A 14,880-nucleotide genomic window follows, 5' to 3' on the forward strand; every position below is an offset into this window, starting at 1 on the left:
GCACCACCATCCACGACCGAACAGAGGTACCCATGCCAGCCCCCAAGCGTCCCGGCGCGATCCGCAAGAACAAGAAGGGCCCCCTGGTCGGCACCGGCGGCCACGGCCGCAAGGCCCTCGAGGGCCGGGGCCCCACCCCCAAGGCCGAGGACCGCCCGTACCACAAGGCGCACAAGATGAAGAAGGCCGCCGAGCGCCGGCAGAACCTGGGTGGCCGCTCCCCGGCCCGGACCCGCGGCAAGGTCCAGGAGGACCTCGTCACCGGGCGGAACTCCGTGGTCGAGGCGCTGCGAGCGGACATCCCCGCCAAGGCCCTGTACGCGGCCAGCAAGATCGACGTCGACGACCGCGTGCGCGAGATCCTGCAGCTCTGCGCGGAGCGCGGGATCTCGATCCTCGAGGCCTCCAAGGGCGAGCTCGACCGGCTCACCAGCGACGCCGTGCACCAGGGCGTGGCCCTGCAGGTGCCGGCCTACGAGTACCAGGACGCCGTGGACACCGCCCGCAAGCTCATGACCCAGTGGGAGAAGCGGCACATCCGGCGCCCCCCGCTGATGGTCGCCCTCGACGGGATCACCGACCCCCGCAACCTCGGCGCCATCATCCGCAGCGTCTCGGCGTTCTCCGGCAACGCCGTGATCGTGCCCGAGCGCCGGTCCGTGGGCGTCACGGCCTCCGCCTGGAAGACCAGCGCCGGTGCCGCGGCCCGGGTGCCCGTCACGAAGGCGGCCAACCTCAACCGCACGCTCGAGGAGCTCAAGGCCATGGGCTACTTCGTGGTCGGCCTCGACGGCGGCGGCGACGTCGACCTGCCCGGCCTCGAGCTGGCCACCGAGCCGCTCGTCGTCGTGGTCGGCTCGGAGGGCAAGGGCCTGTCCCGGCTGGTCACCGAGAACTGCGACCAGATCGTCTCCATCCCCATCGACTCCACGATGGAGTCGCTCAACGCCTCGATGGCCGTGGGCATCACCCTGTACGAGGTGTCGCGACGCCGTGCTGGTTCCTGAGCCCCGGCGGCAGGACACCGGCCGGCCGTACGTCTCCCAGCCCTACCCCCTCGGGGTCCACCCCTCGCACGAGCGCGACGGCAGCGCCAACGTGGCCGTCTACGCCCCGGGGGTGCCCGACCTCGACATCGTCTTCCGGCTGCCCGGCGGGCGCTGGCAGCGCCGACGGCTCACCGGCCGCACCGGCGGCGTGCACCACGGGACGATCCCGCCGGCCGAGCAGCAGCGGCTCTCGGAGACGGGCTTCGACTACCTGCGGCACCGGGACGAGGCCCCGGCCCTGCCCGCCGGCACGGAGTACGGCTTCGTGCCCGCCGACTCGCCGGTCGCCTCCCGCCACCGCTCCCCGGGCCCGGCCGACCAGCAGATCCTGCTCGACCCCTACGGCAAGGGGCTGCGCCGCGTCGCCCCGCCGCCCGGGGTCGACGCCCCCGGGCCCGACGCCTACGGGGGGCGCTACGTCTCCGTGGTCGTCCAGCAGGACTTCGACTGGGACGAGGACCGCCACCCGGCCACCCCGTGGCGGGACACCGTCGTCTACGAGGCGCACGTCAAGGGCCTGACCGCCCTCCACCCGGACGTCCCGGAGCACCTCCGGGGCACGTACGCGGGGCTCGCGCACCCCGCGATGACCGAGTACCTCACGTCCCTGGGCGTCACGGCCGTCGAGCTCCTGCCCGTGCACGCCCACCTGGACGAGCCGCACCTCACGTCGCTCGGGCTGAGCAACTACTGGGGCTACAACACGCTGGGCTTCTTCGCCCCGCACGCCGGCTACGCGACCGAGGCCGCCCGCGCCCGGGGGCCGCAGGGTGTGCTCGACGAGTTCAAGGCCATGGTCCGGGAGCTCCACCGCGCAGGTCTCGAGGTGTACCTCGACGTCGTCTACAACCACACGGCGGAGGCCGGCCAGGAGGAGCCCGCCTACTGCTGGCGGGGGCTCGGCGACGAGGCCTACTACCGCCACGGCGAGGACGGCCGCTACGTCGACGTCACGGGGTGCGGCAACTCCGTGAACTTCGGCAACCCGCGGGTGGTGCAGATGGCGCTGGACTCCCTGCGCTACTGGGTGGAGCGCTGCCACGTGGACGGCTTCCGCTTCGACCTCGCCCCCGAGCTGGCCCGGGACGAGCGCCACCGCTTCACCCGCAACCACCCCTTCCTCGTGGCCGTCGGCGCCGATCCCACCCTGTTCGGGACGAAGCTCATCGCCGAGCCCTGGGACGTGGGCATGGGCGGATGGCAGACCGGTCACTTCCCCGAGGGGTGGGCCGACTGGAACGACCGCTTCCGGGACACCGTCCGCGACTTCTGGCTCACCGGCCCGCGCAGCATGAGCCTCGGCGGGGACGGCGGCAACGCCGCACGGCTCGCCGGGGCGCTCGCAGGCTCCTCGGACATGTTCGCCGCGTCCGGGCGCAGCGCCCTGGCGTCCCTGAACTTCGTGACCGCCCACGACGGCTTCACCCTCGCGGACCTCGTCTCCTACGACAGCAAGCACAACCAGGACAACCTGGAGAAGAACCGGGACGGCACCAACGACAACCACTCGTGGAACCACGGGGTCGAAGGCCCGGCGCGCGACGTCCGGATCCGGGCCGACCGGGCCCAGACCTCGCGCAACGTCATGGCCACCCTGCTCTTCTCCCAGGGCGTGCCCATGATCACGGCCGGGGACGAGTTCGGCCGCACCCAGCGAGGGAACAACAACGCCTACTGCCAGGACAACGAGCTGTCCTGGGTGGACTGGCGGCTCACCCCGGCGGACCGCGCCATGCTCGCGGCCACCCGCTCCCTGGTGGGCGTGCGGGGGGAGTTCATGGCGGGACAGCCGTCCCACTTCCCGACCCGCCCCGACGAGGTCATGATGCACTGGTTCGGCCCGGACGGGTCGGCCATGACCGCCACCGACTGGCAGACCCCCGGGGCCCGGACCATCCAGGTGCTGATCGGGTCCCGCGGCGGCCGGGTGGCGGGGCTCATGGTGGTCAACGGCGCGAGCGCCGACATGGCGATCACCTTCCCGGACCTCGCGGACCTCCTCCGGCCGGACGAGGACGGGCACCCCCTGGAGAAGGCCGACGGCGTCTACTCCCTGATGCACAGCACGGCCTCCGTGCTGCACGGGCGCTACGGCGCGCGCTACCGGGCGGGCCAGGCCCAGGGCGTTCCCGCCAGCTCGGTGACCCTCTTCCGGGTGCTCTGAGCGGCAGCGGTCCACGGAGGGAGGGGCCGCACCCGCGACGTGCGGGTGCGGCCCCTCCCGTGCGGCGCGGCGCCGCGCCGGCTCAGGCGCTCGTCACCAGGCCCAGCTCCGCCTTGTCGGCGAGCTCGGGGTGCGCGGGCAGCACCCGGACCGTGTAGCCGAACGGGCCCGAGCGGTCCACGGTGATCGTGCCGCAGAACTTGTGCCGGCCGCCGCCGAGGTCGTCGACGGCGCTCAGGTCCGCGTACTTGCGCTCGTGGATGTGGTCCGTCTCCGAGACCCGGCCGTACCCGATCTCCGCGGACACGTCGTCCGGGCTCAGTGAGCCGAGCGAGACGTAGGCGCACACCGTGAGCTCGTCGCCGATCTGGGGCTCCTGGGCCACGCCCTCGGTGTCCACGTGCTCGACCGACACCTGGCCCCACGCCTGGCGCACCCGGCCGACCCACCGGGACTTCGCCCGGGCGGACGCGTGGCCGTCCAGGGCGGCCTGGCGGCCGGAGACGGCGGCCGGCACGTAGAGGTGCCGCACGTAGTCCTCGAGCATGCGCTTGGCGGAGACCTGCGGGCCCAGCGTCGCCAGGGTGTGCTTGACCATGGCCAGCCACTGGTGCGGCACGCCGTCGGTGTTCGGGTCCGAGCCCTCCGCCGTCTCGCCGTAGAAGCGCGGGGCCACGTGGTTCTCGATGAGCTCGTAGAGGGCAGCGGCCTCGATGTCGTCGCGCTCGTCCGGGTGCGCGCCCTCGTCGGCGGTCGGGATGGCCCAGCCGTTCTGGCCGTCGTACATCTCGTCCCACCAGCCGTCGAGCACCGAGAGGTTCAGCCCGCCGTTGAGGGCGGCCTTCATCCCGGACGTGCCGCACGCCTCGAGCGGGCGCAGCGGATTGTTCAGCCACACGTCGCAGCCCGGGAAGAGGGTGCGGGCCATCGCGATGTCGTAGTTGGGGAGGAACACGATCCGGTGGCGCACCTCGGGGTCGTCCGTGAAGCGCACGAGGTCCTGGATCAGGCGCTTGCCCTGCTCGTCGGCCGGGTGGGACTTCCCGGCGACCACCAGCTGCACGGGGTGCTCCGGGTCCAGCAGGATCCGCTTGAGCCGCTGCGGGTCCCGCAGCATGAGCGTGAGCCGCTTGTAGGTGGGCACGCGGCGGGCGAAGCCGATCGTGAGCACGCCCGGGTCGAGGACCGTGTCGGTCCAGCCCAGCTCGGCGTCCGCGAGACCGCGCTTCTTCCACGACGCCCGCAGCCGGGCGCGGACGTCCTCCACCAGGCGGGTGCGCAGCTCCCGGCGGACGGACCACAGCTCGGCGTCGTTGACGCCGTAGATCCGGCGCCACCGAGCGGCCCGGTTCAGGTCCGGGCCCATCGGGTCGAGGGCCAGCTCCGCCATGCGCGGGTCGATCCACGTCATCACGTGCACGCCGTTGGTGATCGAGCCGATCGGCACCTCGTCGACGTCGAAGCCCGGCCACAGACCCTGGAACATGCCCCGCGAGACCACGCCGTGCAGCTTGGCCACCCCGTTGGCGCGCTGGGCCAGGCGCAGGCCCATGACCGCCATGTTGAACTTGGCGGGGTCGCCGCCGTCGTAGTCCTCGGCGCCCAGGGACAGGACCTTGGCCGTGGGCACGGACGGGGCGAGACCCGCATTGAGGAAGTGCTCGATCTGCGCCTGCTCGAACCGGTCGATGCCCGCGGGCACCGGGGTGTGGGTCGTGAACACGGTGGCCGAGCGCACCGCGGTCAGGGCCTCGTCCCACGTCATCGGCTCGGTCCCGTCCGCCGGGTCCATGAGCTCCGCGATCCGCTCGACGCCCAGGAACCCGGCGTGGCCCTCGTTGCAGTGGAAGACCTCCGGGGCGGGCGCCCCGGTCAGCCGGGAGAAGGCCCGCAGCGCCCGGATCCCGCCCATCCCGAGGAGCAGCTCCTGCTGGAGCCGGTGGTCGCCGCCGCCGCCGTAGAGACGGTCCGTGACGTTGCGGGCGTGGTCGTCGTTGTCCGGGATGTCCGAGTCGAGCAGGAGCAGGGGGACGCGGCCCACGTCGGCCCGCCAGACGTGGGCGGACAGGGAGCGGCCGTTGGGGAGGGGCAGGGTGATCCGGACCGGGCTCCCGTCCTTCTCCCGCAGCAGCGTCAGCGGCATGCCGTCGGGGTCGAGCACGGGGTAGGACTCCTGCTGCCACGCGTCACGGGACAGCGACTGCTTGAAGTAGCCGTGCTGGTAGAACAGGCCGACCCCCACCACCGGCACGCCGAGGTCCGAGGCGCTCTTGAGGTGGTCGCCGGCGAGGATCCCCAGCCCGCCCGAGTACTGGGGGAGCACGGAGGTGACACCGTACTCGGCGGAGAAGTAGGCGATGGCCTTCGGGGCGTCCTCCGACTGGGTCTTCTGGTACCACAGGTCGTCGGTGAGGTAGCACTCGAGATCGGCGTCCAGCTCCTCGATCCGGCGCACCGTGCCGGGATCCTGGGCGATCTGCTGGATCTCCTCGCGGGTGAGGGAGCCGAGGAGCTTGACGGGGTCCCCGTGGACGGCGTCCCACGCCTGCGGATTCAGCTCGGCGAACAACTGTTCGGTGGGCCGGTGCCAGGACCAGCGAAGGTTCCTCGCGAGTCGGCTCAGAGGGGCGATGGACTCCGGCAGCACGGTGCGCACGGTGAATCTACGGATTGCCTTCACCCTGTCAGACTACCGGTGCCTCGTTGCCGGACGGGGGCGCCGCCGCCCATTCGTCCCCCGGCGCGCCGCGCCGCCCCACTGGGGCAGGGACACGGGGGCGGCGACACCGTCCCACGGTTCGACAGCGGGCTTAACGATCGCCGGGTTTGTCGCTAACGTGGTCCAGGTGAGCCAAGCCAACACGCCGCCCCCGTCCGACCCGGCCTCGAGCCCGTCCGGCGCGCCCGCCCCCGACCCGTCGACGACGCCCGCACCTCCCGGCGCCGAGACCGGCGCCGCCGCGGCGCCGGCCGAGCAGCCCGTGAAGAAGGCACCGGCCCGGCGCAGGGCGTCCACCGCCCGGAAGGGCCCGGACGCGGAGGGCACGACTTCCGTGGCCGACGAGCCCGGCATCGCCGTCGTCCCCGCGGCGGAGCCCAAGGCGCGTGCCAAGCGGACCTCGACGGCCAGGACCGCCGCCGCGAAGGAGCCCGCGGCCGCCAAGGCACCGGCCGCCAAGTCCGGTACCACGAGGACGGCCACCGCCAAGAAGGCCACCACGCCGCGGAAGGCGACGACCACCCGCCGGAAGGCCGCCGGAACGGCGTTCTCCCGCGAGGGCCTGGTCTACGGCCGGATCCCGGTCGTCGGGGTCAGCCCCGTGGTCGAGGACGGGCGCTTCCCGGCCAAGGCCGTACCGGGCGAGTCGATCCGCGTGGGCGCCACCGTGTTCCGCGAGGGCCACGATGCCCTGGGCGTGACCGCGGTGCTGTACGACCCGCAGGGCTCGGAGGCCGAGCGCGTGCCGATGCGCCTCACCACCCCCGGCACCGACCGCTACGAGGCGTGGCTGACGCCGACCGCCGAGGGCGCCTGGACCTTCGCCGTCGAGGGCTGGGGCGACATGTTCGAGACGTGGCGCCACGCCGCCGAAATCAAGGTCGGCGTCGGCCAAGACGTCGACCTCATGATGGCCGAGGGCGTCGTGCTCTTCGACCGCGCCGCCGCGGAGCCAGGCCGCCCGGACACCGACGCCGAGCTGTTCCGCTCGGTCTCGCGCACGCTCGGCAACGGCGAGCTGCCCGCCGAGCACCGGCTCGAGGCCGGCACCTCCGCCGAGGTCCTGGCCGTGGTCGCCGAGCGGCCGGTGCGCGACCTCGTGACCGAGAGCCGCCGCTACCCGCTGAAGGTCGAGCGCGCCGCCGCCGGCCGCGGGTCCTGGTACGAGTTCTTCCCCCGTTCCGAGGGCGCCATCTTCGACGCCGAGTCCGGCACCTGGACCTCCGGCACCTTCCGGACCGCCGCGGAACGCCTCGAGGCCGTCGCCGGCATGGGCTTCGACGTCATCTACCTGCCCCCGATCCACCCGATCGGCACGGCGCACCGCAAGGGCCCGAACAACACGCTGACGGCCGGTCCGCAGGACCCGGGGTCCCCGTGGGCCATCGGCGCCCCCGAGGGCGGGCACGACGCGATCCACCCCGACCTCGGCTCGTTCGAGGACTTCGACGGCTTCGTGGCCCGCGCCGGGGACCTCGGCCTCGAAGTGGCCCTGGACCTCGCCCTGCAGGCCTCCCCGGACCACCCGTGGGTCACGGCGCACCCGGAGTGGTTCACGACCCGTGCCGACGGTTCCATCGCCTACGCGGAGAACCCGCCGAAGAAGTACCAGGACATCTACCCGATCAACTTCGACAACGACCCCGAGGGCCTGTCCCTCGAGGTGCTGCGGATCGTGGAGCTGTGGATCTCCCACGGGGTGAAGATCTTCCGGGTCGACAACCCGCACACCAAGCCCCTGTGGTTCTGGGAGTGGCTGATCGGCACCGTCAACGCGAAGCACCCCGAGGTCGTGTTCCTGGCCGAGGCGTTCACCCGTCCTGCCATGATGCAGGGCCTCGCGCGGGTCGGCTTCCAGCAGTCCTACTCGTACTTCACCTGGCGCAACACCAAGAAGGAGATCGAGGAGTACCTGGAGGAGGTCAGCCACGAGACCTCGGCGGTGTACCGGCCGAACTTCTTCGTCAACACCCCCGACATCCTCACCGAGTACCTGCAGTTCGGTGGCCCCGCGGCCTTCAGGATCCGTGCCGTGCTGGCCGCCACGGGCTCGCCCCTCTGGGGCGTCTACGCCGGCTACGAGCTGTACGAGCACGTGGCCCGCGCAGGTGCCGAGGAGTACGTCGACAACGAGAAGTACGAGTACCGGCCCCGTGACTTCGCCGGCGCGGAGGAGCGCGGCGAGTCCCTGGCCCCGTACCTCACCCGGCTCAACGAGATCCGGCGCCGGCACGCCTCCCTGGGCGACCTGCAGAACCTGACGGTGCAGTCCACGTCCGACGACGCCCTCGTCGCCTACACGAAGACGAAGACGGTGCGGCACGGGGGCTCGAGCTACAAGGACACGGTCATCGTGGTCGTCAACGTGGACCCGCACGCGGTCCGCGAGGGCACCGTGTGGCTGGACCTGGAGTCCCTGAACCTGGACGACGCGGACTTCAACGAGGACGGCAGCTTCTGGGTGGACGACCTGCTCAGCGGGCACTCCTGGAAGTGGGGCACGCACAACTACGTGCGCCTGGATCCGCACTACGACCCCGCGCACGTCCTGCACGTCCGCCGCAACGTCAAGTAGGGGCTCGACCGCACCCCGTCGGGGCCCTCCCGGGCGACATCCCCGGGAGGGCCCACCTCAGCACCGATGGCCTCCGACCCACCTGTCCGAAAGGCGGCACCCCCGCATGAGCATCTCGCCGTACTCGCTCAACGCCCCCGGCATCTCGCACGACCCCGACTGGTTCCGCAAAGCGGTGTTCTACGAGGTGCTCGTCCGGGCGTTCTCCGACGCCAACGGTGACGGCTCCGGCGACTTCTCCGGCCTGATCGACAAGCTCGACTACCTGCAGTGGCTGGGCATCGACTGCCTCTGGCTGCCGCCGTTCTTCGAGTCCCCGCTGCGCGACGGCGGCTACGACATCTCGGACTACTACTCGGTGCTCGACGAGTTCGGCACGATCAGCGACTTCAAGCGCCTCGTGGCCGAGGCGCACGCCCGCGGCCTGCGGGTCATCATCGACCTCCCGCTCAACCACACCAGCGACCAGCACCCGTGGTTCCAGGCTTCCCGCGAGGACCCCGAGGGCCCCTACGGCGACTTCTACGTCTGGTCGGACACCGACGAGCTGTACCAGGACGCCCGGATCATCTTCGTGGACACCGAGGAGTCGAACTGGACGTTCGACCCGATCCGCCGACAGTTCTTCTGGCACCGGTTCTTCTCCCACCAGCCGGATCTCAACTTCGAGAACCCCGCCGTGGTGGAGGCCGTCCACGACGTGGTGAAGTTCTGGCTCGACATGGGCATCGACGGCTTCCGGGCCGACGCGATCCCGTACCTGATCGAGGAGGACGGGACCAACTGCGAGAACCTCCCCGGCACGCACGACTTCCTGGTCGGCCTGCGGCGCATGATCGACGACCAGTACCCGGGGCGCGTGGTGATCGCCGAGGCGAACCAGATGCCGCACGAGGTGGTGGAGTACTTCGGCAGCGAGGACGACCCCGAGTGCCACATGTGCTTCCACTTCCCGATCATGCCGCGGATCTTCTACGCGCTGCGGGACCAGAAGGCCGCCCCGATCGTGGAGACCATGCACGAGACGCCGGACATCCCGCGAGGGACCCAGTGGGGCACGTTCCTGCGCAACCACGACGAGCTGACCCTCGAGATGGTGACCACCGAGGAGCGCCAGGCGATGCTCGGCTGGTACGCCCCCGACTCGCGCATGCGCGCGAACGTGGGCATCCGCCGCCGGCTGGCCCCCCTGCTCGACAACTCGCGGGCCGAGATCGAACTGATCCACGCCCTGCTCCTGTCCCTGCCGGGCAGCCCTTTCCTGTACTACGGGGACGAGATCGGCATGGGCGACAACATCTGGCTCGACGACCGCGACGCCTCCCGCACCCCGATGCAGTGGACCCCGGACCGCAACGCCGGGTTCTCCAAGGCGGACCCGGGCAAGCTGTACCTGCCGGTCGTGCAGTCGCTGGTCTACCACTACAACCAGGTCAACGTGGAGGCGCAGCTGGCGTCGTCGTCGTCCCTGCTGCACTGGATGCGCCAGATGCTGGCGGTGCGCAAGGCGCACCCGGCGTTCGGCCTCGGTGCCTACGTCAACGTGGAGACGGACCACGACTCCGTGCTGGCGTTCCTGCGCGTGCTCCCCGACGAGGAGGCCGACGACGGGCGCGGAGAGACCGTGCTGTGCCTGTTCAACCTCGCCCACACCCCCGCGTGCGCGCGCATCCGGCTGCCCCAGTTCGCGGGCCGCGGACTGCGCGAGCTCTTCGGCGGCGACCTGTTCGGCGAGGTGGACGAGGCCGGGGAGTACCGCATCACCCTGGGCAGCCAGGACTTCTTCTGGCTGCGCCTCCGGGCTGCCCCCCGCGACGACGGCACGCACCCCCAGACCACGGCCATGCCGATCATCACCGCGACCAAGTCCTGAGCGCTTCCGTGCGTCCGGCCACCTCCTCGCCCGTCCCGGAAGGACCGACCCCATGACCGACCAGCACCCCGACGAGCTCCTCGACCTCCTGCGCCGGTGGCTGCCACGGCAGCGGTGGTTCCCCTTCGCGGACGGTGGTGCGGGGGTGGAACTGCGGGTCGTCGCGCAGCTGGCCCTGCCGGACCAGGAGGGAGCCGGCGCCCGGATCCTCCTGGTGGAGGCCTCCGAGGGGGCGCGCACCGAGCTCCTCCAGGTGCCGCTGAGCTTCCGCGCCACGCCCCTCGAGGGCGCCGAGCGCTTCCTCGTCGGGGAGCTGGCGCCGGCTGCGGCCGAGGAGGCCGGGACGGACGTCCCGCCGGAGGAGAACGCCACCCCGCGCCGTGCCGCGCGCTTCCTCCGGGAGCGGGCCGCCCGCGCCGGCCGTGCCGTGGCCCACCGCACCGGGATCCCGCTCCCGGGCGCGGAGGACGCCGTGGCCGGTCCCTGGGTCTACGACGGGGTCGGGGACCCGGCGTTCGTCGGGCCGGTCCTTGAGCTCATGCAGGGCGCTGAAGCGGTCAGCTCCGGCCCCCTGGGGCTGACGGTGACCGGTGCGCACGGTGACGTGCTGCGCGTCCCGTACGCGGTCGAGACGTCCGCGCAGGTCCGCGTGATCTCCAGCGAGCAGTCGAACTCCTCTGTGATCCTCACCCCGCCCGCGGGCCGGGCGGACGCCGATGCCGTGATCGTGAAGTTCTTCCGCGTGCTGGGGGAGGGCGACAACCCGGACGTCGAGGTGGGCCGGGAGCTCACCGCACTCGGCTGCCCCGCAGTGCCGAGCACCTTCGGGTGGCTCGACGCCCGCTGGCGCGCCGGGCTGAGCGCCGTGCAGGGCCAGCTGGCCGTGGCCACCGAGTTCCTCGCCGGCTCCGCCGACGCGTGGGGACGGGCCGTCGAGGCCGCGGAGCAGGACGCGGACTTCACCGAGGAGGCCCGGGAACTGGGCCGCACGACCGCCCGCGTGCACCGCGACCTGGGCCGCGCGTTCGGCGCGGCCGCCCCCGACGACGCAGCCCGGGCCCGACTCCTGAACGACCTCGGCGGTCGCCTGCGCTGGGCCCGCACCGAGACGGGATCCCTGTTCTCCGAGCACGCGGCCGCCCTCGACCAGCTGATCACGTCCCTCGGGGACGTGCCGGAGCTGCCCCCGCTGCAGCGGATCCACGGTGACTACCACCTGGGCCAGGTCCTGCAGACCGAGGACGGGCAGTTCAAGGTCCTGGACTTCGAGGGCGAGCCCCTGCGGGCCATCGAGGAGCGCACCCGCCCGGACGTCGCCCTGCGCGACGTGGTCGGCATGCTGCGCTCCTTCGACTACGCCGCCGCCTTCGGCGCCCGGGCCGGAGCGGAGGACGCCGAGGCGTGGGGCCGGCGCGCCGGCGACGCCTTCCTGGCGGGCTACGAGCAGGGCGCGGGGCACACGGTGGACCGGGAATCCCCCCTGTTCCTGGCGCTGTGGCTGGACAAGGCCCTGTACGAGGTCGTCTACGAGCAGCGCAACCGCCCCGACTGGGTGGACGTTCCGGCCGCGGCGGTTCGCCGTTCACTGGAGAGCCTCCGGTCGCGTAGCGTGAACCCTGATACCGCCGGTGCGGACCCCGCGTCCGGCACCGGCCACGACGACGACAGCTCCCGCTCCGCGCGGCTCATCCCAGCGGCAGCGGGAACGGAAATCGAGGACGCAGTGAGCGCCAGCACCCCGCAGGACCGATCCGATCCCGTCCAGAAGTCCCGCGCCGTCCCGGCCGGCCACGACGTGGCCCCGGCGGGACCGGTGCCCGTGGCAGAGCACGTGCTGGCCGCGGTGTCCGAGGGCCGCCACCACAACCCGCACGGCGTCCTGGGCGCCCACCTCAATCCGGACGGCAGCGTCACCGTGCGCACGCTGCGGCGGTTCGCGACGGCCGTGGCCGTCGTGACGCAGGACGGCACCTTCGAGCTCGAGCACGAGTGGGGCGGCATCTTCACGGGCGTGGTCCCCGCCCACGAGCCGGGTCGGATCCCCGACTACCGCGTGGACGTGACCTACCGGGAGCTGGAGCCGCAGCGGCTGGACGACCCGTACCGCTTCGGGCCGACCCTCGGCGAGCTGGACCTCCACCTGATCGGCGAGGGCCGCCACGAGACGCTGTGGACCGTCCTCGGCGCGCACGTGCGCCGCTACCCCTCGGCGATGGGCGACATCACCGGCGTGGCGTTCGCCGTGTGGGCGCCCAACGCCCAGGCGGTGCGGGTCATCGGCGACTTCAACGGCTGGGACGGCAGCGAGCACGCCATGCGCTCCCTCGGCTCCTCGGGCGTGTGGGAGATCTTCGTCCCGGGCCTGGGCTCCGGTTCCACCTACAAGTTCCGCATCCTCGGCCGGGACGGCGGCTGGCGCGAGAAGGCGGACCCCATGGCCTTCGGCACCGAGGTGCCGCCGTCCACCGCCTCCCGCGTCTTCGAGTCCGACTACGAGTTCCAGGACGACGCCTGGATGGCGCGCCGCGCCGCGACCGATCCGCACAACGCGCCCATGAGCGTCTACGAGCTGCACATCGGCTCGTGGCGCAAGGGCCTCGGCTACAAGGACCTCGCGAAGGAGCTCGTCGAGTACCTCACCTGGCAGGGCTTCACCCACGTGGAGTTCATGCCCGTGGCCGAGCACCCGTTCGGCGGGTCCTGGGGCTACCAGGTGACGTCCTACTACGCGCCGTCCTCCCGCTTCGGCAGCCCGGACGAGTTCCGCTACCTCGTGGACAAGCTGCACCAGGCCGGCATCGGCGTGATCGTGGACTGGGTCCCGGGGCACTTCCCGAAGGACGAGTGGGCGCTGGCCCGCTTCGACGGTGAGCCCCTGTACGAGCACGCCGACCCCCGGCGGGGCGAGCACAAGGAATGGGGGACGCTGATCCCGGACTACGGCCGCAACGAGGTCCGGAACTTCCTGGTGGCCAACGCCTCCTACTGGCTCGAGGAGTTCCACGTGGACGGCCTGCGCGTGGACGCGGTCGCGTCCATGCTCTACCTCGACTACTCGCGCAACGAGGGCGAGTGGGAGCCCAACGTCTTCGGCGGCCGCGAGAACCTCGAGGCCATTGCCTTCCTCAAGGAGGCCAACGCCACCTCGTACAAGCGCACCCCCGGGATCGTCATGATCGCCGAGGAGTCCACGTCCTACCCGGGCGTGACCCGACCGACCGACGCGGACGGGCTGGGCTTCGGGCTCAAGTGGAACATGGGCTGGATGAACGACACCCTGGAGTACATGGCGGAGGACCCGGTCAACCGGTACTACCATCACAACAAGCTCACGTTCTCGCTGGTCTACGCGTTCTCGGAGAACTTCCTGCTCCCGATCTCCCACGACGAGGTCGTCTACGGCAAGGGTTCCCTGCTGCGCAAGATGCCGGGCGACCGGTGGCAGCAGCTCGCCAACGTCCGCGCCTACCTGGCGTTCATGTGGGCCCACCCCGGCAAGCAGCTGATCTTCATGGGGACGGAGTACGCCCAGGAGTCCGAGTGGTCCCAGGAGCACGGCCTGGACTGGTGGCTGTCCGAGACCCCGCCGCACAAGGGGGTCCAGGAGCTGGTGCGCACTCTCAACGGGATCTACCGTGAGACCCCTGCGCTGTACGAGCGGGACAACAACCCCGCCGGGTTCGAGTGGATCGATGCGGCCGACGCCGGGCGCAACACCCTCTCCTTCACCCGCTGGGACGAGCAGGGCAACCCGCTCGTGTGCGTCGCGAACTTCGCCGGCAATCCGCACGAGAACTTCCGGCTGGGTCTGCCGTGGGCGGGCGAGTGGGTGGAGGCGCTCAACACGGACTCCGAGCTCTTCGGCGGTTCCGGTGTGGGCAACCTCGGCAAGGTCACCGCCACCGAGGGCGCGCACAACGGCAACCCCGCGTCGGTCGAGCTGACCGTTCCGCCGCTGGCCGTCCTGTACCTCAAGCCGGCCGAGCGCTGATCCGGCCCCGGTCGCGCCCACGGGGCGCGGACCGGAGCCACGGGATGGGCCCGGATCCTCGGATCCGGGCCCATCCCCCGGCCACGCGACCCTGGGGCGGCCACCTCGAAGGACCCCTCGACGGGTGGCGGCACGGGGCTGCGGCGACCGGTTTGCACGGGCCGCGGAAACGGAGTAACTTCTTCCAAGTCGCCGCGGCGTGGAACTCCTCCGGGAGATCCACGGGGCGGCTTCCCACATCGAGACGTCCGCGCCGAGCAGCCAGCCAGTTGCACGGAACCGGAAGAGTGTTAGAGTGGGAGATTGTGAGCTTCGCCGGAAGGCGGCGCCGTCACGATCAGGTAACCAAGAGTTCACCTGAGATTGACCGGGGTCGACCGGAAGGGCTAAGGTTGCAGAGCACTCCGGAAGCAAAGTGTCAAGTACGACACGCTGATCGGTCTGTTGTTTGAGAACTCAATAGTGTGCCATGTTTGTTGATACCGGATGTTTTATTCGGTTGATGGGTT

6 protein-coding genes are annotated in these 14,880 nt (G+C 71.5%); 5 read left to right on the plus strand and 1 reads right to left on the minus strand.

Annotated features, from left to right (window positions below):
- The first annotated feature begins 32 nt into the window (after positions 1 to 32).
- Together rlmB and glgX are read left to right on the plus strand one after the other, a co-directional pair.
- Complete coding sequence (gene rlmB, locus ACFYE1_RS05995; protein WP_387740968.1) at positions 33 to 1,007, plus strand: 23S rRNA (guanosine(2251)-2'-O)-methyltransferase RlmB; 975 nt, start codon at positions 33 to 35, stop codon at positions 1,005 to 1,007.
- A complete protein-coding gene (gene glgX, locus ACFYE1_RS06000; protein WP_387740970.1) occupies positions 994 to 3,213 on the plus strand; it encodes a glycogen debranching protein GlgX in 2,220 nt (739 codons plus the stop codon). Before rlmB ends, glgX begins: the two co-directional genes overlap by 14 nt.
- An 82-nt stretch (positions 3,214 to 3,295) precedes the next feature.
- On the opposite strand, the gene glgP is transcribed toward glgX, so the two are convergent.
- Entirely contained in the window at positions 3,296 to 5,893 is a 2,598-nt protein-coding gene (gene glgP, locus ACFYE1_RS06005; protein WP_387740972.1) for an alpha-glucan family phosphorylase, read from the minus strand.
- A 157-nt stretch (positions 5,894 to 6,050) separates the two neighbouring features.
- On the opposite strand from glgP, the gene ACFYE1_RS06010 reads away from it, so the two are divergent.
- From ACFYE1_RS06010 to glgB, 3 genes are all read left to right on the plus strand, one after another.
- On the plus strand, positions 6,051 to 8,507 hold the full coding sequence (locus tag ACFYE1_RS06010; RefSeq protein WP_387740974.1) for an alpha-1,4-glucan--maltose-1-phosphate maltosyltransferase: 2,457 nt from the start codon (positions 6,051 to 6,053) through the stop codon (positions 8,505 to 8,507).
- Between the two features lie 106 nt (positions 8,508 to 8,613).
- The gene (gene treS, locus ACFYE1_RS06015; RefSeq protein WP_387740976.1) at positions 8,614 to 10,380 is read left to right on the plus strand and encodes a maltose alpha-D-glucosyltransferase; all 1,767 of its coding nucleotides are present in this window, start codon (positions 8,614 to 8,616) and stop codon (positions 10,378 to 10,380) included.
- Positions 10,381 to 10,432: 52 nt separating this feature from the next.
- On the plus strand, positions 10,433 to 14,371 hold the full coding sequence (gene glgB / locus ACFYE1_RS06020; protein WP_387740977.1) for a 1,4-alpha-glucan branching protein GlgB: 3,939 nt from the start codon (positions 10,433 to 10,435) through the stop codon (positions 14,369 to 14,371).
- The last annotated feature ends 509 nt before the right edge of the window (positions 14,372 to 14,880 follow it).

Source organism: Kocuria nitroreducens (genome assembly GCF_042879195.1).
GTDB classification, from domain to species: Bacteria; Actinomycetota; Actinomycetes; order Actinomycetales; family Micrococcaceae; genus Kocuria; species Kocuria nitroreducens.

Bases quoted from the DNA above. Each gene is read 5' to 3' on its own strand.
- glgB (WP_387740977.1), top strand. From the start codon at position 10,433: ATGACCGACCAGCACCCCGACGAGCTCCTCGACCTCCTGCGCCGGTGG.
- treS (WP_387740976.1), top strand. From the start codon at position 8,614: ATGAGCATCTCGCCGTACTCGCTCAACGCCCCCGGCATCTCGCACGAC.
- rlmB (WP_387740968.1), top strand. From the start codon at position 33: ATGCCAGCCCCCAAGCGTCCCGGCGCGATCCGCAAGAACAAGAAGGGC.